Source organism: Pseudomonas sp. SIMBA_041 (assembly GCF_046535095.1).
Classification (GTDB): domain Bacteria; phylum Pseudomonadota; class Gammaproteobacteria; order Pseudomonadales; family Pseudomonadaceae; genus Aquipseudomonas; species Aquipseudomonas mucoides.
This window is the reverse complement of record NZ_JAWRXJ010000003.1, coordinates 590,805-615,960: the sequence shown is the minus strand read 5'-3', so window position 1 is coordinate 615,960 and position 25,156 is coordinate 590,805. Positions and strand designations below refer to the sequence as shown.

General features: G+C 58.1%; 19 protein-coding genes and 1 pseudogene. 6 read left to right on the top strand and 14 right to left on the bottom strand.

Annotation, left to right across the window (positions count from 1 at the left end):
• Positions 1-37: 37 nt before the first annotated feature.
• From SB725_RS09835 to SB725_RS09815, 5 genes are all read right to left on the bottom strand, one after another.
• Entirely contained in the window at positions 38-1,015 is a 978-nt protein-coding gene (locus SB725_RS09835) for an NAD(P)-dependent oxidoreductase (RefSeq protein ID WP_410921722.1), read from the bottom strand.
• A gap of 22 nt (positions 1,016-1,037) precedes the next feature.
• Positions 1,038-2,336 (bottom strand): MFS transporter, encoded by a 1,299-nt coding sequence (locus SB725_RS09830; RefSeq protein ID WP_027923013.1) that lies wholly within the window; start codon positions 2,334-2,336, stop codon positions 1,038-1,040.
• A 90-nt stretch (positions 2,337-2,426) separates the two neighbouring features.
• Positions 2,427-3,404 carry a sugar kinase gene (locus tag SB725_RS09825; protein WP_059182894.1) on the bottom strand — a complete coding sequence of 326 codons (978 nt, stop codon included), beginning with the start codon at positions 3,402-3,404 and terminating at the stop codon, positions 2,427-2,429.
• Positions 3,397-4,179, bottom strand: coding sequence for a sugar phosphate isomerase/epimerase family protein (locus SB725_RS09820; protein ID WP_027923014.1), 783 nt, complete (start codon positions 4,177-4,179; stop codon positions 3,397-3,399). The genes SB725_RS09825 and SB725_RS09820 overlap by 8 nt, the downstream gene beginning before the upstream one ends.
• Before the next feature lie 158 nt (positions 4,180-4,337).
• On the bottom strand, positions 4,338-5,363 hold the full coding sequence (locus tag SB725_RS09815) for a LacI family DNA-binding transcriptional regulator (protein WP_027923015.1): 1,026 nt from the start codon (positions 5,361-5,363) through the stop codon (positions 4,338-4,340).
• A 250-nt stretch (positions 5,364-5,613) separates the two neighbouring features.
• Here SB725_RS09815 and SB725_RS09810 point away from each other — a divergent pair, with 250 nt between their 5' ends.
• Both SB725_RS09810 and SB725_RS09805 read left to right on the top strand, forming a co-directional pair.
• A complete protein-coding gene (locus SB725_RS09810; RefSeq protein ID WP_410921698.1) occupies positions 5,614-8,436 on the top strand; it encodes a hypothetical protein in 2,823 nt (940 codons plus the stop codon).
• Positions 8,437-8,676: 240 nt separating this feature from the next.
• Positions 8,677-11,334: an autotransporter outer membrane beta-barrel domain-containing protein gene (locus tag SB725_RS09805; RefSeq protein WP_082694362.1), complete on the top strand. Its 2,658-nt coding sequence runs from the start codon at positions 8,677-8,679 to the stop codon at positions 11,332-11,334.
• A 62-nt stretch (positions 11,335-11,396) separates the two neighbouring features.
• Here SB725_RS09805 and SB725_RS09800 read toward each other — a convergent pair.
• The 6 genes and pseudogenes from SB725_RS09800 to SB725_RS09775 all read right to left on the bottom strand — a co-directional run bounded on the left by SB725_RS09800 (position 11,397) and on the right by SB725_RS09775 (position 19,046).
• A pseudogene (locus tag SB725_RS09800) lies at positions 11,397-12,008 on the bottom strand (LysE family translocator).
• A 51-nt stretch (positions 12,009-12,059) separates the two neighbouring features.
• Positions 12,060-12,899 (bottom strand): AraC family transcriptional regulator, encoded by an 840-nt coding sequence (locus tag SB725_RS09795; RefSeq protein WP_194940098.1) that lies wholly within the window; start codon positions 12,897-12,899, stop codon positions 12,060-12,062.
• A gap of 76 nt (positions 12,900-12,975) precedes the next feature.
• A complete protein-coding gene (locus tag SB725_RS09790) occupies positions 12,976-13,617 on the bottom strand; it encodes a DUF1345 domain-containing protein (RefSeq protein ID WP_027923020.1) in 642 nt (213 codons plus the stop codon).
• An 88-nt stretch (positions 13,618-13,705) separates the two neighbouring features.
• Complete coding sequence (locus SB725_RS09785; RefSeq protein WP_410921697.1) at positions 13,706-14,620, bottom strand: hypothetical protein; 915 nt, start codon at positions 14,618-14,620, stop codon at positions 13,706-13,708.
• 155 nt (positions 14,621-14,775) lie between these two features.
• Positions 14,776-17,874, bottom strand: coding sequence for a multidrug efflux RND transporter permease subunit (locus tag SB725_RS09780; protein WP_410921696.1), 3,099 nt, complete (start codon positions 17,872-17,874; stop codon positions 14,776-14,778).
• A gap of 14 nt (positions 17,875-17,888) precedes the next feature.
• Entirely contained in the window at positions 17,889-19,046 is a 1,158-nt protein-coding gene (locus SB725_RS09775; RefSeq protein ID WP_027923023.1) for an efflux RND transporter periplasmic adaptor subunit, read from the bottom strand.
• 294 nt (positions 19,047-19,340) lie between these two features.
• On the opposite strand from SB725_RS09775, the gene SB725_RS09770 reads away from it, so the two are divergent.
• A complete protein-coding gene (locus SB725_RS09770; RefSeq protein WP_027923024.1) occupies positions 19,341-20,042 on the top strand; it encodes a response regulator transcription factor in 702 nt (233 codons plus the stop codon).
• 4 nt (positions 20,043-20,046) lie between these two features.
• Entirely contained in the window at positions 20,047-21,348 is a 1,302-nt protein-coding gene (locus tag SB725_RS09765; protein ID WP_027923025.1) for an ATP-binding protein, read from the top strand.
• A 53-nt stretch (positions 21,349-21,401) separates the two neighbouring features.
• Here the strand turns inward: SB725_RS09765 and SB725_RS09760 are convergent, their stop codons facing one another.
• From SB725_RS09760 to SB725_RS09750, 3 genes are read right to left on the bottom strand one after another with little or no spacing between them, the layout of a single operon-like run.
• Positions 21,402-22,169, bottom strand: coding sequence for an anti-sigma factor family protein (locus SB725_RS09760; RefSeq protein ID WP_027923026.1), 768 nt, complete (start codon positions 22,167-22,169; stop codon positions 21,402-21,404).
• On the bottom strand, positions 22,166-22,663 hold the full coding sequence (locus SB725_RS09755; protein WP_081743930.1) for an RNA polymerase sigma factor: 498 nt from the start codon (positions 22,661-22,663) through the stop codon (positions 22,166-22,168). Before SB725_RS09755 ends, SB725_RS09760 begins: the two co-directional genes overlap by 4 nt.
• 55 nt (positions 22,664-22,718) lie before the next feature.
• Positions 22,719-23,261, bottom strand: a complete 543-nt coding sequence (locus SB725_RS09750) for a tetratricopeptide repeat protein (RefSeq protein ID WP_027923028.1) — start codon at positions 23,259-23,261, stop codon at positions 22,719-22,721.
• A 158-nt stretch (positions 23,262-23,419) separates the two neighbouring features.
• On the opposite strand from SB725_RS09750, the gene SB725_RS09745 reads away from it, so the two are divergent.
• Both SB725_RS09745 and SB725_RS09740 read left to right on the top strand, forming a co-directional pair.
• Complete coding sequence (locus SB725_RS09745; protein ID WP_027923029.1) at positions 23,420-24,193, top strand: class I SAM-dependent methyltransferase; 774 nt, start codon at positions 23,420-23,422, stop codon at positions 24,191-24,193.
• A gap of 150 nt (positions 24,194-24,343) precedes the next feature.
• On the top strand, positions 24,344-25,156 hold the full coding sequence (locus tag SB725_RS09740) for a crotonase/enoyl-CoA hydratase family protein (RefSeq protein ID WP_027923030.1): 813 nt from the start codon (positions 24,344-24,346) through the stop codon (positions 25,154-25,156).

Sequence of the window (25,156 nt, the reverse complement as noted above, 5' to 3'; positions counted from 1 at the left end):
CTTGCTCGCGATGGCCGCCTGAAGAACAGCAAATGTCTTAAGCCTGCCACGCCCCGGCATTCACCAGGTTTTTCGGCCGTTCTCCAGCCAACGCCATCAGCAGATTATCCACCGCACACCGCGCCATCGCCTCCCGCGTTTCATGCGTCGCCGAGCCCATGTGAGGCGTCGCCACTACGTTATTCAACGTCATCAACGGTGAATCCAACTGCAGCGGTTCACGCTCAAAAACATCCAGCCCTGCCGCCCGAATCTGTCCTGTACGCAGCGCCTCGATCAGCGCTGCTTCGTCCACCACCTTGCCCCGGGAAATATTGATGAAAATACTTTCCGGGCGCATCAAGGCGAACTCCTCGGCGCCGATCAGCCCTTCGGTTTCAGCCGTCAGCGGCAAGGTCAGGCAAATGAAATCAGCTTGCTGCAAAAGCTCCGTCAGGCTGCGGTACTGTGCATTGAAACGCGCTTCCACCGCCGGTTTCGGCGAATGACTGTGATAAATCACCGGCATGCCAAATCCGAAATGCCCGCGCTGAGCCAAGGCTTCACCAATACGCCCCATGCCGATGATGCCCAGCGTCTTGCCATGCACATCCGTGCCGAAATGCACCGGGCCAATGTTGCGTTGCCATTGGCCGTTGCGAACCATGTTGGCCAATTCCACCACGCGCCGGGCGGTCGCCAGAATCAGCGCGAAACCGGTGTCTGCCGTGGTTTCAGTCAGTACATCCGGCGTGTTGCTCAGCAAGATGCGGCGTTCGGTCAGGTAGTCGATATCGTAATTGTCGACACCGACCGAGACGCTGGCGATGGCTTTCAGATTCGGCGCCAGGTCCAATAACTGCGCGTCCAGTTTCAGGCTCGCGCCGAGCAAACCCTGGGCGCGGGGCAGGGCGTCGCGCAGTTGTGCAATGCCTTCGGGGCTGAGGTTATCGATCAGCGTCACGTCGGTGTGCTCATGCAGGCGAGCCATCAACAGCGGCGAGAGTTTCTTGTACAGCACGACCTGCTTTTTCATCGTCATCATCTCAACTTCATGTTCAAGGGTGAGCCGTCACTGGCCGTTGCGTATCGGCCTTGGCCACGACCCGGTCACTGGCGCCGGGCTTGAGGAACATCGTCAGCACCACCGAGAGCATCAACGCGCCGCTCATCAGCAAGTAAGAAGCGCCGGGCGAGCCGGTGGAGCTGTTCAGGTAACCGACCAGATAGGAGCCGCCAAACGAACCGAGCGCGCCCATGCTGTTGATCAATGCCATGGCACCGCCCGCCACGTTGGCCGGAAGGATTTCGGGGACGATGGCGAAAAATGGCCCGTACGGCGCGTACATGCAGGCGCCGGCAATCACCAGCAGGGTGTAGGACCACCAGAAATGTTCGGCGCCCAAGGCGTAGGAACCGTAGAACGCAATGGAGGCAATCAGCAGCGGCGGCCAGACGAAGCGTTTACGCTTCTGCAGTTTGTCCGAGCCCCACGACACCAGCAGCATGCCGATCACTGCGGCCAGATACGGCAGCGCCGAGAGCCAGCCGGCTTCGATCATGTCCATCTGCGCACCGGCCTTGAGGATCGATGGCAACCACAGCACGAAGCCGTAAACGCCAATGCTCCAGCAGAAAAACTGCAACGCCAGGATGATCACCTTCGGCGAGCGAAAGGCTTCGGCGTAGTTCTTCACCGCTTTGATGCCGACCTGTTCGGCGGCGAGGGCGCTTTCCAGGTCCTGCTTCTCTTGATCGCTGAGCCACTTGGCCTGCGCCGGACGATCGTCCGCCAGGCGCCACCAGATAAATGCCCACAGCACTGCCGGCAAACCTTCGATGATGAACATCCAGCGCCAGCTGAAATGCTGTACCAGATAGCCCGACACCACCGACATCCAGAGCATGGTGACCGGGTTGCCGAGGATCAGGAACGTGTTGGCCCGTGAGCGTTCGGCACGGGTGAACCAGTGGCACAGATAGACCAGCATCGCCGGCATGACCGCGGCTTCAACCACGCCTAGCATGAAGCGAATGACGACCAGCCAGTAGGCATTGGAGACGATCCCGGTCAGCGTCGCGAGCCCGCCCCAGAGGATCAGGCTGACGAAAATCAGCTTTTTGACGCTGTGTTTCTGGGCATAGATCGCGCCGGGCACCTGGAAGAAAAAGTATCCAAGGAAGAACAGCGCGCCGAGCATCGACGACAGGCCCGGCGTGATCATCAGGTCGGCGGCCATGCCCGAGGCAGCGGCGAAGCCATAGTTGGCGCGGTCCAGATACGCCAGGCTATAGGTGATGAACACGATGGGCATGATGTACCACCAGCGGCGGGTGGCGAGTGAGGCGGTTTTCATGGGCAGTGCTCCTGAGCTTGTTGTTTTTGTCGCAGCAGGTAGTTACATCTTCAGCGTTTGTGCGGGTCTCATCGCGAGCAAGCTCGGTTCCTACAACGCCTGTAGGCGCACAGCTTGATGGCGATTGACGCCTTCAAATTCAGTAGATAATTCCAGCCGGGTCGGCAACCCTTCCATATCCCCCCGACTCTGCACCGCACGACTGCCAATCCAGTTGGCACGCCGCACCGCATCGGCAACGCTTTGGTTTTCCAGCAACGCGCTGATCATCCCGACCGCAAAGCCATCGCCAGCGCCGACCGTATCCACCACGGTTTGCACCGGTATGCCTGCGATAAACCCCTGATCCAGTGAGGTGCGGTAATACGCCCCATGCGGGCCGAGTTTGATCGCCACCGCTTCAACACCCAGATCCAGATAAAACGCCGCAATGTCCGCCGGGTCTTCAAACCCGGTCAGCAAACGGCCTTCGCTCAACCCCGGCAGCACCCAATGGGCGAGGCCCGCGAGGCGGTTGATTTCGGTAATCATCTGTTGCTCGCTGGCCCACAGGCTCGGGCGCAGGTTCGGGTCGAACGACACGCTGCGTCCGGCATTGCGCATGCGGGTCATCAGTTCGAAGGACATTTCCCGGGCAGATGCAGACAGCGCCGGTGGAATACCGGTGGCGTGCAAGTGCCGGGCGTCGAGCAATGACGAGGAGATCGATTGCACCGACAAGTGACTGGCGGCCGAACCACGCCGGAAATACTCGACGGCCGGATCGCTGCCATCGTCGGTACGGGACTTGAGTTGGAAACCGGTCGGATGCGCTGGGTCGATGGCGACGTTGCTGCAATCCAGACCTTCTTTGCGCAGCGTATCGACGACAAATCGGCCCAATGAATCGGCGCCCACTCGACTCAGCCACGCCACGTTGAAGCCGAGCCGTGACAGGCCAATCGCGACGTTGCTGTCCGCTCCGGCAATACGTTTGTGGAACTGGCCGACGTCGGCCAGATCACCGCTTTGCTCAGCGACAAACATCGCCATGGTTTCGCCGAACGACAGGATATCGAACTCAGACATGAGCGTTCTCCAACCGGGATTGGCCAAGGCGGGCGAGGGCAGCGACGTGTTCGGTGGTCAGTTGCACCAGGTCATCGCCTTGCAGCGGGTATTCCGCCGCCCGCATAACACCTTGGGCCATGTGTCGCAGCAGGTGTTCCCACTCGTGCACATCATTGGCGGTTGGCGGGATCGCAACCAGTTTTCCGTCGGCCCGGCGGGTCACGGCTTTGCAGTGCACGTAACCGACATGCCGACCGAGCAACCGTGCGGCGCTGGCGGCGGATTGGTCCTGCCAGTGCCAGTTGCCGATGTCGAAGGTCATTTTGATCGGCAGGTTGTGGTGTTCGACTTGAGTAAAAAAGCGTTGAAAGGGTTCGATGCGACCGCCGTGCAAGGTCTGGTCGTTTTCCACCAGCACCTGTACCGGGCTCTGGGCGAGGACGCGGCTGAGTGCCTGAAGATCATTGTTGTCGGTGAAGTAACCCAGGGAAACTTTCAGCCATTTGGCGCCGAACGCTTGGGCACGCTGCAGGGTCGCGGTCAGCTCAGGATTGGGTTTTGACTGACCGGCCAGCCACAGCTCCATGGGCGATGAGTAGATGCTTTCCAGACCCTGGGCGTGGCTGTTGTCGGCCAGTTGCAGCGGGTTTTCATCGGTCAGCAGCTCTTCGCGCCATTCAATGCGCGTAGCGCCGGCGGCGGCCAGCACATCGATAAAACTGCCTTGGCCACGTTGGCGCACAAGGTCTGCGCCGTAGCTGGACAGGCTGATGGAAACGGGGGGTGTATTCATTGTTTTTATACCTCTGAAACCGGTTTCATTTTTGTTCAAAAAAAATGCATGGCTGAAAAGGGCGATGTTTTTCGGGGCGTCTTCGCGAGCAGGCTCGCTCCCACATTGGAATGCGTTCAACTGTGGGAGCGAGCCTGCTCGCGAAGGGGCCATAACGTTCACCAAAGATTCCCAAGGGTTGATCCCCGAACAACCAGCTGCGCAGAAAAATCCAGTGTCCGCGCCGCTCCGGCATCCCCACGCAACCGTTTGAGCAGACACTCAAACGCGCTCGCGCCAATCTCGGCCGTCGGCTGGGCGAGGGCGGTAATCCCGCTGCCCACCAACGGATACCAATCCAGGTCATCCAGCGCGATCAACCCTACATCCGCAAACAAATTGCACTGCAACTCACGCAACGAATGCGTACTGGCCAACGCGGCAATGCCATTGGCGCAAAACAGCGCTTTCGGGCCGGAGCCGGGAGTGTTCAAGAAGGTCTTAACGTGGGCGGTCAACTCGCTACCGGTTTCGACCACTGCACCATTCAGCGCCGGACGTTGCTCAATCTGCATCTTGAAACTGCTGACCCGCTCGATCCGGGAACTGGTGCCGTCAAACGGCTCGGTCACCATCAACACATCGCGATAACCGCGTTCCTGCAAGTGGGCGAGGGCCATCTCCACGGCCGCCGGGTTATCCAGCCCGACCAGGTCACTCTCAAGCTGCTCAACCTTGCGATCCACCAGCACCATCGGCATCTCCCGATGCAACTCGCGCAGTTCGTCGCGGTGATGGCCCAGGGTGTTCACGATCAAGCCTTCGATGTTGTAGGAGCGCAGCAACGCCAGGTGCTGACGTTCCTGCTCGTCATCGCGATCGGTGTTGCACACCACCAGGCTGTAGCCGTGCTGACGGCAGGCGGTTTCCACCCCGTGCATCACGGCAATTGAATAAGGGTTGCGGATATCGGCCACCAGCATGCCAATCAGGCGAGTGCGTCCGCGTTTCAGACCACGGGCCATCTGGTTGGGGCGGTAGCCGAGTTGGGCAATTGCCTGCTCGATGCGCAAGGCCGTGGCATCGGAGAGCAGGGCGCGGTCGTCGCCAATGAAACGCGAGACGCTGGCCTTGGACACGCCAGCGTGTTCGGCAACGTCGAGCATGGTGACGCGGTTACGCTGGGCGGCGGAGAAATCGTTCATGGCGGTAGCTTTTTGTTGTTGGATTGGCTTTTTTATCGCAGTGAAACCGGTTTCAGGGAACACTAATCCCTGCCTCTTCGTCAAGTCGAGTTCATCGCCGACGGACCTGTACCACGGCTAGTTTCCAGACGAATGGTCGATTTACCTGTCAGTTATGACAGTAGGCAAGTGCGATGGCTTAGCGCTTAATTCTTCCATGAGCGACTGAGAAGTTACGCGCAGTGCTTCTACCATCAAACAGGTAAATGCGATGACGGCAAAGAAGTCTTCGGAGTCAGACGCAGGAATATTGGCGGCGCCACTTTCAGTCGAGGGTATCGACGATAGCGATATCGAGGGATATGTCCCCCTCGATATTCTGCGTAATGGTACTCGTATTGCTATTCCTTATTGGGTCAAACCTCTGAATAACGATGAACTTTGGGTCATGACACGTCGAGGCGGAGTTGAGCAAAGGCTTTACACTGAATTTTTCAGCCCGCCACAACCAGCCTTTTTATATTTCGCACTGACACCGCAGCATTTGGCAATCGATGGCATCGAATTTTTATCTTATAAAGTCTGGAAAGGTTCAGGCGGTATCCCCGACCCTTCGCCAGAAAGAAAGTTGACGATTGATCACACTGTACCTCTCGTTCTGGCGGAACTGACATTTCCCCATGCCACGGTTTGGGGATATCTGAATAACAATACGGCTCCACCACTGACATCCGGCGCAACCGTTGCGATACCTGCCTCAACGGGCATTGCAGTACCTGACGATATTGCCAAAGTGCACTGGCAAGGTTACTTAAGTTTGAATGGAAGTGGTCCGCCTGTATCCAATACATATGGCGCTTTTGATAAAAAATTGCAACAGCAGGACATTGATAAAGGATATGAGCAAGGCATTCCATTTGATCCTCATATAAAACCTCTTATTGATAACGACTCGGCCCTCGTCTATTGGCAGTTGCTTAGAGCTGGGCGGCTGATCGGTGAGTCACGAAAAGGTTTGGTGAGAATAGACAGAGTAACACCCGGCGAAAGTGGCCCTACTGGCCTTAATGCACAAGGAGAAGCAAAGATGACACTGCAATCTGTACCTAAAAAGCAAAGAGCTGAATCCGTTGGTGTTAGTGATGCTGGACCTTTCTCGGCTATTACAATAGACACGCTGGCTGAGGGCTTTATCGCGAAAAGTGTTCTGGATAGCGGGGAAATTACCTTAAATTTTATTCGCACCCTTAGTGAGCTCGACGGAGATGATTTTGATTTTTACTTAGGAGTAGAAGGTGGGACTTTAGTCGCCCACGATCAAACATTTTCCCTAGGGCCAATTGCTGACAGGCCTGATGGTGTCATTCCATTTAAAATACCCGCTAGCTTGTTTCCGGAGCAACCTACGCCGGCAACACCTACTACCTATGAGGTGATGATTAAACTTTATAAGGGAGGTGGTGGTAACGAGGAACCTTCCAATACCCTGAAATTTGTAATCGACCAGACTGCGCCATTCAATACGAAAAACCCAAGACGAGAAGTAAGGCCAACGCCAGCTCCTGTCTTTGTCAATAAACCTACGGATTCGCAAGTCACTATCAATGAGGCCTGGAGGGCACTGCCCGCGAACGCCAACTTGAACATTACAATGAACGTTGGTTATCCCCTTCGGCGACTGGACGATCATCTGCGCATCTGGCTCGTGTCCGGCACTCAGAGGGTTTTGGTCTGGGACGATCAAGTCCCTGCAAGTGGTGCTATCTCATTTCCAAATACGATGTTGAGTCAACTCCCGAACGGGCGTGTCAATATCGTGTATGACTGGAAAGACCTTCCCGGCAACCAAAGTCTGGAGTCAGTGTCGACCGCCTTTCTGACATTGGCTCTTGCGCAAAGACCGTTGCTGACAAAAGCACCTTTGGTGCCAAAAACCGATCCAAACTACAACACTCCGCTTTTTCTGGACGATATTGCCAGTGGGATTTTTGCGATTGTCGAAAACGCGTTTATCCAACATGCGGAAACGGGCGACGAAATCTTTTTGATTTTAGAGGATGCGGCTGACGCGACCAACTTTGTAGAAACGGCTCCACAACCATGGGCTGGTGCGAATCTGAGTTTCGCGCTTACTTATGCAGACCTTGCAAAACTATTTGCTGATGCCGACGAGCCAAAAGCTGTCACGATCATGTCTGTAATCACCCGGACCGGGATGACCCCCAACGTTGAGTCGCCAGAAGCAACCTTTATGTTGGCGTTTGACTACGCGGGTCCAACGAATCCAGATCTTCCGGATTTGACAAACCGGGCTATGCAACTACCCGTTGTCACTGGTGCCTCTGGTACGCCGAATAGTTTGCTGCCTGGCGATCGCGACAAGGCTGGTAAATTCACAGTCGTATTTGCGCTCAGTGATCCAGATATCACCCCGGAACAGACGGCCACGTGCTATATCAATGATCTGAAGATTGCCGAATATGTTTCATTTACAGACGAAAATGGGTTTGTAGTTGACGTTCCGGCAAACATCATTTCCGGACTTCCTACTCCAGAAGTATCGGCTTACTGGACGATTCAGAAGTCAGGTTCTGACAAGAACGTCATGAAATCCCTGCCGCAACCGGTGACAGTCAGTGGCGTTCCAATTCCTTTGCCTTCGCCTACGATCGCTATCCGCAACCCTGCAAATCGTGATTTCATCGAGTGCTTCGGGATGACCAGCCCTACAAGCGCATACAAACTGGGTTTGCTTATTGCAAAGAGTCCGCTCCTGCCACCAGGTAAAACCATTACAGCCCATTTCGCGGCCTATCGCGATCTGGCGGGTACTCAGTTGATTCCAGGTACGGAGGCTTCGCAAGATTATGTCATTAAGGCCGCCGATGTGCCTGATGTGGCACCGGTGGGCAGCCCCGCAGTTTTCAAAGCAGCACAACCGGTACGCGGAGCGATTGCCTTCGGGAAATATTGGTATACAACCGAGATTAATGGGCAGCAAACATCTGTACCCGTTTTCAAACCGCTGGATACCATCAGCAATAGTTTCAATTATTGCGACCAAACGGCGGCGCCGGCCGCTCCAGCCCCTTAATTAATCAAATGGTTTTTTAACATCGCAAGGGAGGTTTGAATTTCTTCCTTGCGATGCTTTTCCATTGAGCGGAGGCAGGATCTGATGAAGGGCACGCCATTGGAGGATCATTTTCCAATGAACAAGGATTTTTCCTACATCAGAATTTAATTTTTATCTTTAGGCTGCCTGGCGCTTCTGGTGGGACTTTTATTCTGCCAGAAAAATCTTGTGTGATTGTGCAGGTTTGAGGAGTCCTTCATGTATTTTTTTTCGTGTTTTAAATATCCGGTTTTTTTTAAAAGAACATTGATTACGACCGCAGTTGCGACTGTTCTCGTTTCCACTCCCGACGCCTACAGCAGAACACTGTTGCCAGGCGAAAGCGCAGTAGTGACTAATCCACCCGCGCCGGAAAGTTGGGGGGTATCTCAAGGGGGAACATTGACGATCAATAACGCAACTACCTTGTCTATTGATTCACAAAAAGCCACCGTCGTTTTTAACGGTGGCCAAAGCCAGCGCATCAGTGCGGATACTTCGGTGCTGAACATCTCTGGAGCCAACGTCAATAGTACGACCGGCAGGGGAGCGGTTCAGCTGATCGACAGTACTGCCACAATTGACAACACGAACATCACCAGCGGGAATAGTTTTGGTGTGCTGTTGGGGCGCAATATCAACACGCCGGTATCTTCTAGTGCCACGGTCAAGGGGGGCAGTACGATCACCGGCGCTTTGGGAGGTGCAAACGCGGTGGGTTTCGCGGTATTGAATGTCGAAAACTCGACCCTTCGCGGCACCGGAGCAACCAGTTACGGCGTGCAATTGGGCGGCGCAACGCTATCGGCGACTGGGAGCGTTATTTCCGGTGAGCAAGATGGCCTGCAAATCATTACCGACACGACCGGCGTCAACGCGAGCGATGTGACGCTCAATGGTAGCCGCGTGACAGGAGGAACAGGTTCAGCAATCGTGCTGGGCTCGTCCGGTGCTGCGGGATCGGTCGCAACCATCAATGTTCTCAACGGCACGGAACTGATCGGCGGCAATGGCACGGCGCTCCTGGCGACCAATCGCTCCACGGCCAACCTCACCGTCGACGCCAGTGCATTAAGCGGTAATGTCATTGCCGATACCGGCAGCACCGTCGCACTGTTGATGCAAAACGCAGCCTCTATTGATGGCAATCTGCAGAACGTTACGCGGGTCAGCCTCGATTCCCGCAGCACGTTGAACGGTAATGTGCAGGCGGTTGCCGGAACGGCTGCCACGGTCGGCCTGAACAATGGCTCCGTCATCAACGGCAACGTCGACAATGTCGTCAGCCTTGCGCTGAACAACGGCAGCAGCATGACCGGTGACGTGCTCACCGATACCAATGGCAACGTACTGCTGGATAACCTTTCTACGCTCAAGGGCAATGTCGACAATGTTTCCAGCCTGACGCTGAACAATGGCAGCAACATGACGGGTAATGTCGTAACCGGCACCAATGGCAACGTGCTTCTGGACAACGGTTCGGTGTTGACCGGTCAGATCAACAATTCCCGTAATGTGAATATCAATAACGCCGCGCAGTGGGTGATGACTGGCGACAGCGCCTTGGAAAATCTTGCCTTGAATGATGGTGTCGTTCGCATGGGGACCAACGAGCAGTTCCAGCAACTGAACGTGGTTAATCTTTCGGGTAAGGGCATGATCGTGATGGGCACCGACCTCGGCAACGGCGCCACCGATTTCCTTGACGCCCAAAACGCAAACGGGGATTTTAAACTGCAAATCGCTGCGACCGGCACTACGCCGGTCACGGCCGAGCCGGTGAAGGTGGGTAACATCGCGGCCGGCAACGCGCACTTTTCGCTGGCCAATCGCTCCACCGTCGATGCAGGCACTTTTGTGTATCGGTTGGAGAAGGAAGGTGAGGGTTTGTACCTCAATCCCGACAAGGAAACGGTCAGTACTTCAAGCAATACCGCGTTGGCTCTGGCCGGCAGTGCGCGCAGCGTGTTGAACGCCGAAGCGGCCATGCTCAACGACCAGGTGGGCGATCGTAGTCTCAGCATCCGCCCCGACGCCTCAATGCGTGCGATGGATGACGGCGCGGTGAACCTGAGCAACAGCGTTTGGGTCCGCACTTATGGCAACCAGTACAATGTCGACAACGCCTATGGCGATGGATACACCCAGAACCAGACCGGTATCACCGGTGGTGCCGATACGGTCGTCGAATTGGGCGGACGCTCTTGGGTGCTGGGCGGGTTCGTCGGAGCGAGCCGTACCAACATCGACCTGAAGTACGGTTCCAGTGCCATTGTCGACAGCCTGAATGCCGGGGTTTACGGCAGTACCTTCGATGTTGAAAGTGGTGTGTTCGTCAATGTCATGGCCAAAATCAACCAGTTCGATAACAAAGCCAAAGTGACCATGAGTGATGGCTCCCGGGCCAAGGGCGACTACAAGGCCTTGGGCGCAAGCGGTTCGGTGGCCGTGGGCAAACATATCCACCTAAAAAATGGCTACTTCATCGAGCCTCAATTCCAGGTCTCGACAGGCGTCACTCAAAGCGATAACTACAAGCTCGACAATGGCCTCGAAGTCAGCGCCGATACCATGCGTTCGTTGCAGGGCAAAGTGGGTATTCGTGGCGGCCGCGTCATTGCGCTCGATAACGGCAGCACGTTGGAGCCGAGTCTGTCCACGGCGCTCAACCATGAGTTTGTGAAAACCAACGAAATCAAGATCAACGACGACAGCTTTGATGATGACCGGGCCAGTAGCTCTTTCGAGTATGGCGCCGGGCTCAAGTGGACGCCGGCGCAACGCAACTGGCAGGTGTCCGGTCAGGTGGGCGGCAGTCAAGGGACGACGGTCAATCAGGACTGGAGCAGTAGCTTGAGAGTGAGCTATTTCTTCTGATGATCAATCAGCGAAAAAATGCCTCGACCTCGGTCGGGGCATTTTTTTCTGTCCGGTTCACGTTACGCCAGCACACTTAGCCAGGCCGATCCCAACAGCAAAAACGCCATGAATTGATTGAAGCGTCTCATGGCGCTGGACGAACGTATCCATTTGGCTGACCCCGCGCCCAGCAGGGCTCAGGATCCCATGCACGGCAACGCAACCAGAAAAAAGATCATCGACAGACAAAGCGTTCGTACCTGGCGATCTTCCCCGGAGCCTGCAAACACGCTGACGACGGCCAACGCCATCATCCAGGTCTTAGGATTGACCAGTTGCAGGCTGGCACCGGCCCAAAGTCCGACTTTGTGCGGTGCGGCGTGCTCTGTGTGGGGGAGCGTGGCCGGCGAACGGTAAATCTGCCAGGCCAGATAGCTGAGCCAGAGCACTCCCGTCCACTTCATAAAAGATTCAATGAGCGGCAGCTTATCCAACGTTTCACCAATGCCGTTGCCAACCGCCAACACGATCAAACCGGCGCTCGTGCAAGCGCCGAAGACAATGGGCAATGCGGCTTTGAAACCATAACGAGCGCTGTTGCTCATGACCAGAATGTTGGTCGGCCCCGGCGTAATGGAGGCGACAAAAGCGAACAGCACAAAGGGCAACATCGTAAGGAAAGTGGACGGCATGAGAATGGGCTCCGTGAATGATTTCAGAAGCTGATCCTCACAAAGTACGTTTCAAGCGTCTGGAAGATTTGAGCAGCGCTTGCGGTACATGGCCGGCGTCAAACCATACGCCCGAACGAACCAGCGCCCCAGATGGCTCTGGTCGGCAAAACCCAGTTCCATCGCCACCGTCGCCGGCTGTGCGCCACGGGCCAACAGGCGTCGGGCAGTGGCCAGGCGCAATTGCACCAGATAGGCATGGGGCGCCAGGCCGTAGGCTGCCTTGAAGGCGCGGGTCAGGCGGTATCGGTCTACACCGGTTGCTGCGGCCACCTGGTCGAGGCCGATGTCGTATTGAGCATTGGCGTGCAAGTACTCCCGGGCTTTTTGCGCGACCAGCGGCAGGCGCGGGTCTTCGGCATAACGCGCGCGCCAGCGCAGGTGGCTGGTCAGGCGTCCGAGTAAACCGTCGAGGGCGGCCTGGCGTACGATCTTCAGTTCGCCTCCATGCAGTGTCTGAAAGGCCAGACTGGTGGCCTGAGCCAGTCGGGTGTCGCTGGCCAGGGTGGTGGCAAAACTCAATTGGCTATGGTCGGGGGCATGTTCGAAAACGGCGCCCAGTTCCTGCTGCAACCACAGTGGGTCGAGGTACAACATTCGGTAGGTGAAACCATCCTCCGTCGGCGCCTCACCGTCATGAATGTCCCCCGGTTCCAGCAGGAATACCTTGCCCGGCGTGCTTTGGTGGCGGGTGCGCCGACAATTGAACTGCTGGACACCTTGCTCGGTCACGCCCACCAGATAGCTGTCATGCCAGTGCGGATCGTAAGCGTGGCCCTCGAAATGGGCGCGCAGGGTTTCGATGCCGGTGTCGGCGTCTTGAGCCAGGTCGATCCAGTTGTGATGGGTCATGCTGCACCTGCGAAACGGATTGCCGACTTATTTGACACCCACGCAGGGAACAATGACTAGAACGTTTGTGCAGCCATCAGCCAAACAACCCCGCCGCAATATTGATCGAAAACCCTAGAATCGCCGTGTTGAACAGAAAACTGATCAACGATTGCGCCAGCACGATTTTGCGAATACCCCGTGTCGCCACACCGACATCCGAGGTTTGCACCGCCACGCCAATGGTGAAAGAGAAGTACAGGAAGTCCCAGTAATTGGGGGTTTCCAGTCCTTCGGCGAAACGCAGCGCCAGGTCCTTGCCGTCCCAGGTGTAGAACAGGCGAGCGTAATGCACGCTGAAAATCACCCCGATCAACAGCCATGAACCGATGATCGTCAGTGCGGTGAAGCCGTAATGCAGGAGCTTGCGGGTGGTTTCCAGCTCCTTGCTGCCAGCCAGTTCGAAGGTGATGGTCGCGAGGCTGGCAAGCGCGGCGATGCTCACCACGAACAACACCAGGCCGGCATTTTCGTCTTCAATCTCGGCAATACGCTTTACATCCGGCGCTTTGGCGCGGGCGGCGAGCCAGAGCATCAGGATCAGGTAAGTCCACACCCCGACATTCCAGCCTATAAGGATTTTGCTGATGATCGAATCGACCGGAGCCAGAATGCCTGCCGCGACACCCAGGGTAGCGGCGGCGGACAGGCGAGGGTGGGTGCGCGCGAGGAAGGGCATGAAGACTCACGGTCAGGGGCTTTGCAGCACCATAGCCCTGCCGTGAGTGATGCGGCAAGTGCGGAGCTTTTGCCTTTTATCAAAATGCTCAGGCCGGATGCTTTGTGCCGTCGAAATGGAACAGCCCTTTTTTCACGCTGATGGTTTTTGACCCGTCCGAGCGTTCGGCTTCGAATTCGATAGAACCCTTCAAGACACACAAGGATGAATCCTCGAGTGGGATGGAGTCGAGCTTGAGCGTCCCGCCTATGGAGAGGTAACTCCGTATCCCGGAGGCATCAAAATCGATGTACATCGCCCGAACTTCATTGCTGTTGCGACTGAGGGTGTATTCCTTGTTGGCATCAAGCGTAGTGGCGACGAACAGGGAAATGACGGCATTCGGCGTGCCGGGTTGTTTGGACCAGCCCAACCAATGCGCCAGTGGAAAGTTGATTTCGTTACCCTCTTGCCGGGTGAGGGAAAATTCAACAGCACTGTAATTTTTCGGGAACTCGCCGTCTTGAATGTCAGCGGTGAAGCTCTCGGAGGCTTTGTGCTCCGTCGACACCATCAGGCTTGGATCAAAGCCTTCCAGGTCGAACTTCCCTTCGGTCACAGTGACTTGTTTGTCTGTCTGAAACTCGAAGGTAGCGGTGGCATTCCCAGTGCTTTCGTTGATGGTGAAGGTCAAACGCCCCGACTTGGCTATAAACGCTTCGGCGCCTGGTCCATTGCGCTCCCAAAAGGTGACTTTGACGGTCTTCAGGTTGTGGAAGTCGTCATCAATTTCGTAAACCTTGTCGGCCACATTACCCTCATCAGGAATGACGAAGGCGAGATCGTAATAGTGCGGTTTATCTTTCTCGACGTTATGAGTGGCCATTGCATACCAGCGACCTTCACCGGGATCTTTGTATAACTTCATTTTTTTTTCGTCGCCCACAAACTTTCCGCGCTCGCCAAGATCTGCGGTGCACGTTCCGATAGTGGCGTTTGGTGTAGGGCGGGCTGATTTTTTCATCTGGGCATTCCTTCGCTCGGGTTCATTGCGTGCTCGACGACGTTGTCGAGTGTTGAACCCAGCGTAAAGAGGAATGCGAACCCCGTGAACTGTCAGATTTGACAGTTCACGGGGGATAGTTGGCTTAAAAAACAGGGTTTATAGAATGAAGTGGTTCAGTGGTTTTTGTTAAATCGTCTGACCCACTTCATCACCACCACGAAAAACACCGGGACAAACACCACCGCCAGCGTTGCCGTGATCATCCCGCCAATCACGCCGGTGCCTATCGCCTGCTGGCTCGCCGAGCTCGCGCCCGTGGCAATTGCCAAAGGCACCACGCCCAGAATGAATGCCAGCGACGTCATGACAATCGGTCGCAACCGCAACCGTGCGGCTTGCAGCGTGGCATCGATCAGGTCATGCCCTTCGTCATAGAGGCTCTTGGCGAACTCGATGATCAGGATCGCGTTTTTAGCCGACAGCCCGATGATGGTGATCAGTCCGACCTTGAAGAACACGTCGTTGGGCATTCCGCGAAAGGTCACGGCCAATACCGCGCCAAGCACGCCGAGCGGCACCACCAGCAGCACCGAGGTCGGAATGGACCAGCTCTCGTACAGTGCGGCCAGGCACAGGAACACGATCAGCAGCGACAGGCCGAGCAGAATCGGTGCCTGACTGCCGGATAATCGCTCTTGCAACGACAATCCGGTCCATTCCTGACCCAGTCCCGCGGGCCCTTGTGCGACCAACCGCTCGATTTCCGCCATGGCTTCACCGGTGCTGTGACCCGGCGACGGTTCACCGGAAATGGCTATCGCCGGGTAGCCGTTATAACGGGTCAGTTGCGCCGGGCCCTGGGTCCATTTGGCCTGGACGAAGGCCGACAACGGCACCATTTTTCCGTGGGTATTGCGTACGTGCATCTTCAGCAGATCAGCCACCTGACTGCGCTGATCGCCTTCAGCCTGCACGACGACTCGTTGCATCCGGCCCTGATTGGGGAAGTCGTTGATGTAGGCCGAGCCGACAGCGGTGGACAGCACATTGCCGATGTCGGCAAAAGAAACGCCCAGCGCGTTGGCTTGCTTGCGGTCGACCTCCAGTTGCACTTGCGGTGCTTCGGCCAAGGCACTTTCACGCACGTTCATCAGGATCGGGCTCTTCTCGGCCGCTGCGAGCAGTTCGCTGCGCGCCTGCATCAGCGTGGCATGGCCGAGGCCAGCACGGTCCTGCAAACGGAACTCGAAACCGCTGGAGGTGCCGAGGCCGTCAACCGGTGGCGGCAGAACCGAGAACACCACGGCGTCCTTGATCTGACTCAACGCGACGTTGGCCCGGTCGGCAATCGAACTCGCCGAATCGTCACTGCCGCGTTCAGACCAATCCTTGAGCGTGGAAAACGCCAGCGCGGCGTTCTGCCCGCTGCCGGAAAAACTGAAACCGAGAATGATCGTGCTGTCGCCAATTCCCGGTTCGGTGGCGTTGTGCGCTTCAATCTGCTCAACCACCTGCACCGTGCGGTTCTTGCTCGCGCCCGGTGGCAACTGAATGTCGGTGATGGTGTACCCCTGATCCTCGACCGGCAGGAACGAGGAGGGCAGACGACTGAAACATACGCCCAGACCGATCAGCAGCACGCCATAGATCAGCAGGTATCGGCCGGTGCGTTTCAACGCATAGGCAACCCAGCCTTGATAGCGATCGGTCAAGCGTTCGAAGCCACGGTTGAACCAGCCGAAGAACCCGGTTTTTTCGTGATGTTCACCCTTGGCAATCGGTTTGAGCAACGTCGCGCACAGCGCCGGGGTCAAGGTCAGTGCGAGGAATGCCGAGAACAGGATCGACGTGGCCATCGACAATGAAAACTGCTGGTAAATGACCCCGACCGAACCCTGCATGAACGCCATCGGGATGAACACCGCCACCAGCACCAGGGTAATGCCGATGATTGCCCCGGTGATCTGCGTCATTGCCTTGCGCGTCGCTTCCTTGGGCGACAGGCCTTCGGTGGCCATGATCCGCTCCACGTTCTCCACCACCACGATGGCGTCGTCCACCAGAATGCCGATGGCCAACACCATGCCGAACATGGTCAGCACGTTGATCGAAAAGCCCAGCGCCAACATGGTCGCAAACGTACCCATCAACGCGACCGGCACTACCAGCGTCGGGATCAGCGTGTAACGGATGTTTTGCAAGAACAGGAACATCACCGCAAACACCAGCAGCATTGCCTCGCCCAGGGTGTAAACCACTTTGGTGATCGAGACTTTGACGAACGGCGAGGTGTCGTAGGGGATTTTGTATTCCACGCCGGCCGGGAAGTAGCGCGACAGTTCATCCATCTTCGCGCGGACTAACGTGGCGGTGCTCAAGGCATTGGCGCCGGGCGCCAGTTGCACGCTGACGGCGGTCGACGGCTTGCCGTTCAAGCGGGTGGAGAAGTTGTATTCCTGGCTGCCGATCTCGACCCGCGCGACATCGCCAATGCGCACGGTGGAACCGTCGGGGTTGGCCTTGAGCACGATGTCGGCGAATTCTTCCGGCGTCGACAACTGGCCCTTCACCAGAATCGTCGCGGTGATTTCCTGTGTAGTACGAGTCGGCAAATCACCGATGCTGCCGGCGGACACCTGGGCGTTCTGCGCGACGATGGCGGCATTGACGTCGGCCGGGGTCAGGTTGAAACCAATCAGCTTCTGCGGGTCGATCCAGATGCGCATCGCCCGTTCTGCACCATACAACTGCGCCTTGCCGACGCCGTCCAGGCGCTTGATCTCGTTCATCACGTTGCGCGCCAGGTAATCGCTGAGCGCCACGTCGTCGAGTTTGCCGTCGCTGGAGGTGAGGGTGACCAGCAACAGGAAACCGGCGGAGACTTTCTCGACTTGCAGGCCTTGCTGATTGACCGCTTGCGGCAGTCGCGACTCCACGACCTTGAGGCGGTTTTGCACGTCGACCTGGGCCATCTCCGGGTCTGTACCCGGTTGGAAGGTGGCCTTGATCGTGGCGCTGCCGAGGCTGCTTTGCGACTCGAAGTACAGCAAATGATCGGCGCCGTTGAGTTCTTCCTCGATCAGGCTGACCACGCTTTCGTCCACGGTCTGCGCCGAAGCGCCCGGGTACTGGGCATAAATTTCAATTTGCGGCGGGGCGACATCCGGGTACTGCGCCACGGGCAACTGCGGAATGGCCAATGCGCCGGCCAGCAGGATGAACAAGGCAACCACCCAGGCAAACACCGGGCGATCAATAAAGAACTGCGGCATAAAAAGCGTCCTGCTTACTGCCCGGAAACCTGGGCAAGTGGAAGAGGGGAACTGTCGATCTGCACGTGTTCACCGGGGCGTGCGTGTTGCAGGCCTTCGGTGACGATGCGGTCGCCGGGTTTGAGGCCGCCGGTGACGATCCAGCGATCGTCCTGAACCGCGCCCAGTTCAACCGGTTGCAGGCCGACGCGCTGCTCGGGGTCCAGCAGCAACACGTGGGCAATGCCGGCGCTGTCACGCTGGATCGCCCGTTGCGGCACGCTGATGCCTTGCTGGTTCACCGCTTGTTCCAGGCGCACCCGCACGAAACTGCCGGGCAGCAAGTCGAGGTCCGGGTTGGGGAATTCGCTGCGCAGGATGATCTGGCCAGTGCTCGGGTCGACGGTGATGTCGGTGAACAACAGCTTGCCCGGCAGCGGGTAGAGGCTGCCATCGTCCTGGATCAACGTGGCTTTGGCCTGGCCCTGGCCGACTTGCTGCAACTGGCCGGAGCGAAAGGCGCGGCGCAAGTCATTGAGTTCGCGGGTGGACTGGGTCAGATCGGCATGGATCGGGTTGAGCTGCTGAATCAGCGCCAGTGGCGTGGTTTCGTTTTGCCCGACCAGTGCACCTTCGGTCACCAGCGCACGGCCGACGCGACCGGAAATCGGCGCGGTGACGGTGGCATAACCGAGGTTGAGCTTCGCCCGTTCCACGGCGGCTTTGTTGGCGGCGACGTCGGCGGCGGTTTGCCGGACGTTGGCGCGGGCGTTGTCGTAATCCTGGCCGCTGATGGCGTTTCCTTCGATCAGTTGGGCATAACGCTGCTCTTGCAGCCGGGCCTGGAACGCATTGGCCTCGGCCTTGCGTAACGCCGCTTCGGCGCTGTCCAGGTCAGCCTTGAAGGGCGCCGGATCGATACGGAACAGCACGTCGCCTTTCTTCACATCGCTGCCTTCGTTGAAGGTGCGTTGCAACACGACGCCGGCGACACGGGCCCGGACTTCGGCAATCCTCGGCGCAGCAATCCGCCCGCTCAATTCGCTGGTGATCGACAGGGGGCGGGCTTCGATGGTTTCGATACGCACGGTAGCCAGCGGCGCCTGTTCTTCGGCGGTGGAGGACTTGTCACAGGCGCTCAGCGTCAGCGCCAATGCAAGCAGGCCGAGCGTGGCGAACAGATTCTTTGACATGGAATTACCCCAATAATGACCACCCGCATCCTACGGGGAGCGGACGAGGGTAGCGGTGAAGCTTTGTTGGTGCTGTGTGAAATTGTGTAAGGGTTTTACTCAAGCGGGGGTGAGGGCGTATATCCTTGGCGACTTGATATTTTTTGCGACGGTCAAGCCGCCATCGCGGGCAAGCCCGCTCCCACAGGGATTTGGTGTAGACACAGATGTTGTGAACATCCCCAATCAACTGTGGGAGCGAGCTTGCTCGCGATAGCGCCCGACCCGTCGCCACAGCACTTTCTGGAACACCCCATGCCCAACATCCTCTTGGTCGAAGACGACACCGCGCTCTCCGAACTGATCGCCAGCTACCTGGAACGCAACGGCTATTCGGTCAGCGTGATCAGCCGTGGCGATCATGTGCGGGAGCGTGCGCGGGTCAATCCGCCGGACCTGGTGATCCTCGACCTGATGCTGCCAGGCCTCGACGGCCTGCAAGTGTGCCGCTTGCTGCGGGCGGATTCGGCGACGCTGCCGATCCTGATGCTCACCGCCCGCGACGACAGCCACGATCAAGTCCTGGGCCTGGAAATGGGCGCCGACGATTACGTCACCAAGCCCTGCGAGCCCCGCGTCCTGCTGGCGCGCGTGCGCACGCTGTTGCGCCGCAGCAGCCTTGGCGAGCCGCAAACCGCCAACGACCGCATCCTTATGGGCAACCTGTGCATCGACCTGTCGGAGCGCACGGTGACCTGGCGTGAGCAATTGGTCGAGCTGTCCAGCGGCGAATACAACCTGCTGGTGGTGCTGGCCCGTCATGCCGGCGAAGTGCTGAGTCGCGACCAGATCCTGCAACGCCTGCGCGGCATCGAATTCAACGGCACCGACCGTTCGGTGGACGTGGCGATTTCCAAGTTGCGGCGCAAGTTTGACGACCACGCCGGTGAAGCGCGCAAGATCAAGACGGTGTGGGGCAAGGGCTACCTGTTCAGTCGTTCCGAGTGGGAATGCTGAGACGATGTTCAGGATTCTGTTTCGCCTGTATCTGGTGACCATCGTCTCGTTCAGCGCGGCGATTTACCTGGTGCCGGACCTGGTGATCAAGGTCTTCCATGAACGCTTTGTCACCTACAACCTCGACTATTCGCGCGGCTTGCAAACCCTCATCGTCAAACAGTTTCACGCCGTGCCTGAAGTGCAATGGCCGGCGTTGGCGGTCGAGATGGACAAGGATTTCGCCCCGCTGCACATCGCGTTGACGCGCAATGACGACCCGGATTTCACCTTGTACGAGCGCGAACGCCTGCAAAGCGGCGAGAACGTGGTGCGCATCGGCGACTGGGGCTGGCGCACGCTCGCCGTGGCGCCGTTGAACGAGCAAACGGTGGTGCAAATGATCGTGCCGCCGGACCCGATGGACGTCAGCCTGTTGTACTGGAGCATCAACGTCCTGATCGGGGCGACCATGCTCGCCTGCCTGCTGCTGTGGCTGCGCCCGCACTGGCGTGATCTGGAACGCCTCAAAGGCACCGCCGAGCGTTTCGGCAAAGGCCATCTGAGCGAACGCACACGGATTTCCCGACATTCCAACATTGGCAGCCTGGCCAATGTCTTCGACACCATGGCTGGCGACATCGAAAACCTGCTGAACCAGCAGCGCGACTTGCTCAACGCTGTATCCCACGAACTGCGCACACCGCTGACCCGCCTGGATTTTGGCCTGGCGCTGGCGCTGTCCGATGACCTGCCCGTGACCAGTCGCGAGCGCTTGCAAGGGTTGGTCGCGCACATCCGTGAGCTGGATGAATTGGTCCTGGAATTGCTGTCCTACAGCCGCCTGCAAAACCCGGCGCAAGTGCCGGAGCAGGTTGAAGTAGCGCTGGACGAGTTTATCGACAGCATTCTGGGCAGCGTTGATGAAGAACTGGAGTCGCCGCATATCGTGATGGATGTGCTGCTTCATGGCCAACTCGAACGCTTCACCCTCGACCCGCGCCTGACCGCCCGCGCGATCCAGAACCTGTTACGCAACGCCATGCGCTATTGCGAAAAACGCATTCAGGTTGGCGTGCAGGTGTGTGCGAAGGGCTGTGAGATCTGGGTGGATGACGACGGGATCGGCATTCCGGATGACGAGCGTGAGCGGATTTTTGAACCGTTTTATCGGTTGGACCGCAGCCGCGACCGGGCCACGGGCGGGTTTGGGTTGGGGTTGGCGATCAGCCGTCGGGCGCTGGAGGCGCAGGGCGGCACCCTGACGGTCGAACCGTCCCCGCTAGGCGGCGCACGTTTCCGCTTGTGGTTACCCACCCAACCCTGACGCGTTCTTTGTAGCAGCTGCGCAGCCTCGCAGGCTCGACAGCTGCTATAGAACTATGTGCTGAGTCGCGTACGCAATAACTTGGCCATGTCTTCGAGTTCCGCCGCCGGGTTGTGCCCGATCAGCATCCATGCGTGTTCCATGTCCGCCCAATACACGACGTTCATGCCGTGCCGACGCTCACGGGCGAAGTGCCGGCTGCCGCTATTGGAGAGCGTGACGCACAACGCCATCGGGCCATTCGCAGGGTCCAGGTAGGTGATCTGGGCAATCGGCACCCCATCGTATTCGAGGATTTGCGCACGCTTGAACTCAGCGCGCGGCAAGGTCAGCTTCGCGGGCGCAAGGCTCAGGCCCAGGCGCGTATCGATGGAGCGCAGTTGCGCAAGTTGGGTGGCTTCATCGCTGGGCAAGTGTTCCAGGGTTTCAGGCACGTAGAGCGACATGTAATCCGCCACCAACCCGCGCCAGTTGTTCTTTTCCTGGCTCAATTGCCAGCCAAGGAACAAGCGATCCGCCACCACGCTGGTGACCACCAACCCGGCCGCGGCCGCCAGAAACCAGCGTCGATCCATCGACGGGCGTTCAGGCGAAGGCAAGGTGTCGAGCATGGACTGCAAACGATCGATGGGCGCCTGTTGCGACAATTGGGCAAACGCGTCCTTGAACGGCAGGCTGCTGCGGGCCAGCCATTGCAGGCGCAGGTTGAGCGCCGAATCCTCGGCGATGGCCGTGTCGATGCGGGCGCGTTGCTCGGCATCGAGCTGGTCGTCGAGGTAGGCCACCAGTTGCTCGTCCGACGGTGCGGCGCGTTCGTTCATCGACGTTCTCCCGAGGAAGGGTTCGGTACAGCATGCAGCGGTGGATATTCGGCCAGTTTCACCCGTGCAGCGGCCAGCCGGCTCATGACGGTCCCGACGGGCACTTGCAGCACCTCGGCGACTTCGCGATACGACAAGCCTTCGACGTACGCCAGGTACACGGTTTCGCGCTGGGCTTCGGGCAGCGCGTCGACACGCCTGATCACCTGGGCTGCGCGCACATGGGTTTGCGCCGCGTGCTCGCCGTCAAACGATAACTGGCTTTCGGCGTCCACCAACCCCTGACCCTGGCGCACCCGGCGGGCGCGCACTTCGTTGAGCCAGATTGAATGCAGAATGCTCAACAGCCAGCGGTCCATGCGCGTGCCGGGGACAAACTGCCCGGCACGCTCCAGCGCCCGCACGCAGGTCGCCTGCACCAGGTCTTCGGCCACATGCCGTTGCCGGGACAGCAGCAAGCCATAGCGCCACAATCGCGCTAGATGTTGGCCCAGTTCGGCCCTGATTGCATGATCGCTGGCGATAGCGACCTCCGTCGTTTAATCAGTGTCAGGTTTTCGATGAATCGTTTATCGCTTCGGCCAGGTCCTGGTATTCCTCGCACGTGCTGCCGCAAATCGATTTGATGTGCTGCAACTGTTCTTGCGCGAGGTCCAGTCGGCCTTTGATCACATAGGCCTCGCCGAGGTACTCGCGCACTTGCGCATACTGCGGGTCGAGTTTGACCGATTGCAGGTAGTAACCGATGCCTTCGTCGGTGCGCCCCAGTTTACGCGTCGCGTAGCCGCGATAGTTCAAGGCTTTGGCCGTGTTCGGATCTTTCAGTGTATCAAGCAGGGCCAGGGCTTCTTCGTAGCGACCGTCCTTGGCCAGACGATAGGCGTAATTGGTGCGGTCGGCATCCGGCACCAGACTGCTGGTCTGCCTGAGGCATTTTTGCGATTTGGAATCGAAGACCTGGCCTTTCGGGCAGTTGGGTTTGGCGGGCTCATCTTCGTCGCCATGGGCCAGGGCCAGGGAACTGGTCAGCGCTGCCGTCAGACAACCGGCAAGCAGCAGCGGGGCGGTGAAAACAGCAAAACGCAGGTTCATGGGCAAGGCTCCAGGGTTTGATCCACCATCGTTCGTGGTGCTGATACAAGAACACCGCAGCGTGAACAATTATTCATTTCTTTGTGCTGATCATTACAAGGAAAGCTTAAACCTAGGCGCTATGCTCGACAGCATTCGTTGTCCAGCGGAGAACTGCCATGAAAGACTACGTTCATCATTCTGCAGCGGCGGGATACAAGACCGGCGCCGACACCTATGTTCGCGGCCGCCCGGACTATCCGCCGGCCGTAGCCGACTGGTTGACCGGTACGCTGGGCTTGAACGCGGACAGCACCGTGATCGACCTGGGGGCCGGCACCGGCAAATTCACCGGCCGCTTGCTGGCGACCGGGGCGCAGGTGATTGCCGTTGAGCCCGTACCGCAGATGCTGGAAAAACTCTCCCTGGCTCATCCCGAGGTGTTGGCCGTGAGCGGCACTGCCATGGATCTGCCGCTGCCGGATGCGTGTGTGGACGTGGTGGTCTGCGCCCAGGCCTTCCACTGGTTTGCCAGTGCCGAAGCGCTGACCGAAATTGCCCGGGTCCTGAAACCGGGTGGGCGGTTGGGGTTGGTGTGGAACGTGCGCGATACCCGGGTGAGTTGGGTGCCGAAACTGGATGCGATCGTCAATGCGCTGGAAGGCGATACGCCGCGCTATTACACCGGTGCCTGGCGCCAGGCGTTTCCTCACCCGGCGTTTGGGTCGTTGCAGGCGCAGCATTTCAGCCATGGCCATACAGGGGCGCCTGAGGATGTGATTTTCAATCGAGTGCGTTCAACCAGTTTTATTGCGGCGTTGCCGCAGGCGCAGCGGGCGAGGGTGGATGAGCAGGTTCGGGCGTTGATTGCCGGGGAGCCGGCGTTGCGTGGGCGGGATGTGGTGACGGTGCCTTATGAGACCGCGGCGTTCGTCGCGGTTAAGGGCAGTTAGATCGGTGGTGTGGCCTTCGCGAGCAGGCCCACCCAGACAGCACAAATCCCTGCAGAGTCCCGCTTTTGGCCGAACCACTGCCTTACTCCCCCCGCCAATGCCTTGTTATAGTCCGGACCTCATTTTTTGCCCGGTAAAAGGATCACTGCCATGTCTCAGTACACCGCGTTCACCGTCGAACTCGCCGACAACATCGCCCATGTGCAGATCAACCGTCCGGAAAAGATCAACGCCATGAACGCCGCGTTCTGGAGCGAGATCATCGAGATTTTCCAGTGGATCGACGACACCGATGAAGCGCGCGTGGTAGTCCTCAGCGGTGCCGGCAAGCACTTCTCCTCCGGCATCGACCTGATGATGCTGGCTGGCGTGGCCAATGAACTGGGCAAGGACGTCGGCCGCAATGCACGCCTGCTGCGCCGCAAGATTCTCGCCCTGCAGGCGTCCTTCAATGCCGTCGACCATTGCCGCAAGCCGGTGCTGGCAGCGATTCAAGGCTATTGCCTGGGTGGTGCGATTGATCTGATCGCCGCCTGCGACATGCGCTACGCCGCCGAAGACGCACAATTCTCGATCAAGGAAATCGATATCGGCATGGCGGCGGATGTAGGCACTTTGCAACGCTTGCCGCGTATCATCGGTGACGGCATGCTACGTGAGCTGGCTTACACTGGTCGCACGTTTGGCGCCGAGGAAGCGCGCACCATCGGCCTGGTCAATCGCGTCTACAGCGACACTGCCAGCCTGCTGGAGGGCGTCATGGGCATTGCCCGGGAAATCGCCAGCAAGTCGCCGATTGCGGTCACCGGCACCAAAGAGATGATCAGCTACATGCGCGACCACCGCATCGACGACGGCCTCGAATACGTCGCCACCTGGAACGCCGCCATGCTGCAATCCACCGATTTGCGCGTGGCCATGGCCGCCCATATGAGCAAACAGAAACCCGAATTTCTGGACTGA

What these genes read in the sequence shown, in the direction of transcription:
- SB725_RS09835 (WP_410921722.1), bottom strand. Translation starts at nt 1,015, where the DNA reads ATGAAAAAGCAGGTCGTGCTGTACAAGAAACTCTCGCCGCTGTTGATG.
- SB725_RS09830 (WP_027923013.1), bottom strand. Translation starts at nt 2,336, where the DNA reads ATGAAAACCGCCTCACTCGCCACCCGCCGCTGGTGGTACATCATGCCC.
- SB725_RS09825 (WP_059182894.1), bottom strand. Translation starts at nt 3,404, where the DNA reads ATGTCTGAGTTCGATATCCTGTCGTTCGGCGAAACCATGGCGATGTTT.
- SB725_RS09820 (WP_027923014.1), bottom strand. Translation starts at nt 4,179, where the DNA reads ATGAATACACCCCCCGTTTCCATCAGCCTGTCCAGCTACGGCGCAGAC.
- SB725_RS09815 (WP_027923015.1), bottom strand. Translation starts at nt 5,363, where the DNA reads ATGAACGATTTCTCCGCCGCCCAGCGTAACCGCGTCACCATGCTCGAC.
- SB725_RS09810 (WP_410921698.1), top strand. Translation starts at nt 5,614, where the DNA reads ATGACGGCAAAGAAGTCTTCGGAGTCAGACGCAGGAATATTGGCGGCG.
- SB725_RS09805 (WP_082694362.1), top strand. Translation starts at nt 8,677, where the DNA reads ATGTATTTTTTTTCGTGTTTTAAATATCCGGTTTTTTTTAAAAGAACA.
- SB725_RS09795 (WP_194940098.1), bottom strand. Translation starts at nt 12,899, where the DNA reads ATGACCCATCACAACTGGATCGACCTGGCTCAAGACGCCGACACCGGC.
- SB725_RS09790 (WP_027923020.1), bottom strand. Translation starts at nt 13,617, where the DNA reads ATGCCCTTCCTCGCGCGCACCCACCCTCGCCTGTCCGCCGCCGCTACC.
- SB725_RS09785 (WP_410921697.1), bottom strand. Translation starts at nt 14,620, where the DNA reads ATGAAAAAATCAGCCCGCCCTACACCAAACGCCACTATCGGAACGTGC.
- SB725_RS09780 (WP_410921696.1), bottom strand. Translation starts at nt 17,874, where the DNA reads ATGCCGCAGTTCTTTATTGATCGCCCGGTGTTTGCCTGGGTGGTTGCC.
- SB725_RS09775 (WP_027923023.1), bottom strand. Translation starts at nt 19,046, where the DNA reads ATGTCAAAGAATCTGTTCGCCACGCTCGGCCTGCTTGCATTGGCGCTG.
- SB725_RS09770 (WP_027923024.1), top strand. Translation starts at nt 19,341, where the DNA reads ATGCCCAACATCCTCTTGGTCGAAGACGACACCGCGCTCTCCGAACTG.
- SB725_RS09765 (WP_027923025.1), top strand. Translation starts at nt 20,047, where the DNA reads ATGTTCAGGATTCTGTTTCGCCTGTATCTGGTGACCATCGTCTCGTTC.
- SB725_RS09760 (WP_027923026.1), bottom strand. Translation starts at nt 22,169, where the DNA reads ATGAACGAACGCGCCGCACCGTCGGACGAGCAACTGGTGGCCTACCTC.
- SB725_RS09750 (WP_027923028.1), bottom strand. Translation starts at nt 23,261, where the DNA reads ATGAACCTGCGTTTTGCTGTTTTCACCGCCCCGCTGCTGCTTGCCGGT.
- SB725_RS09745 (WP_027923029.1), top strand. Translation starts at nt 23,420, where the DNA reads ATGAAAGACTACGTTCATCATTCTGCAGCGGCGGGATACAAGACCGGC.
- SB725_RS09740 (WP_027923030.1), top strand. Translation starts at nt 24,344, where the DNA reads ATGTCTCAGTACACCGCGTTCACCGTCGAACTCGCCGACAACATCGCC.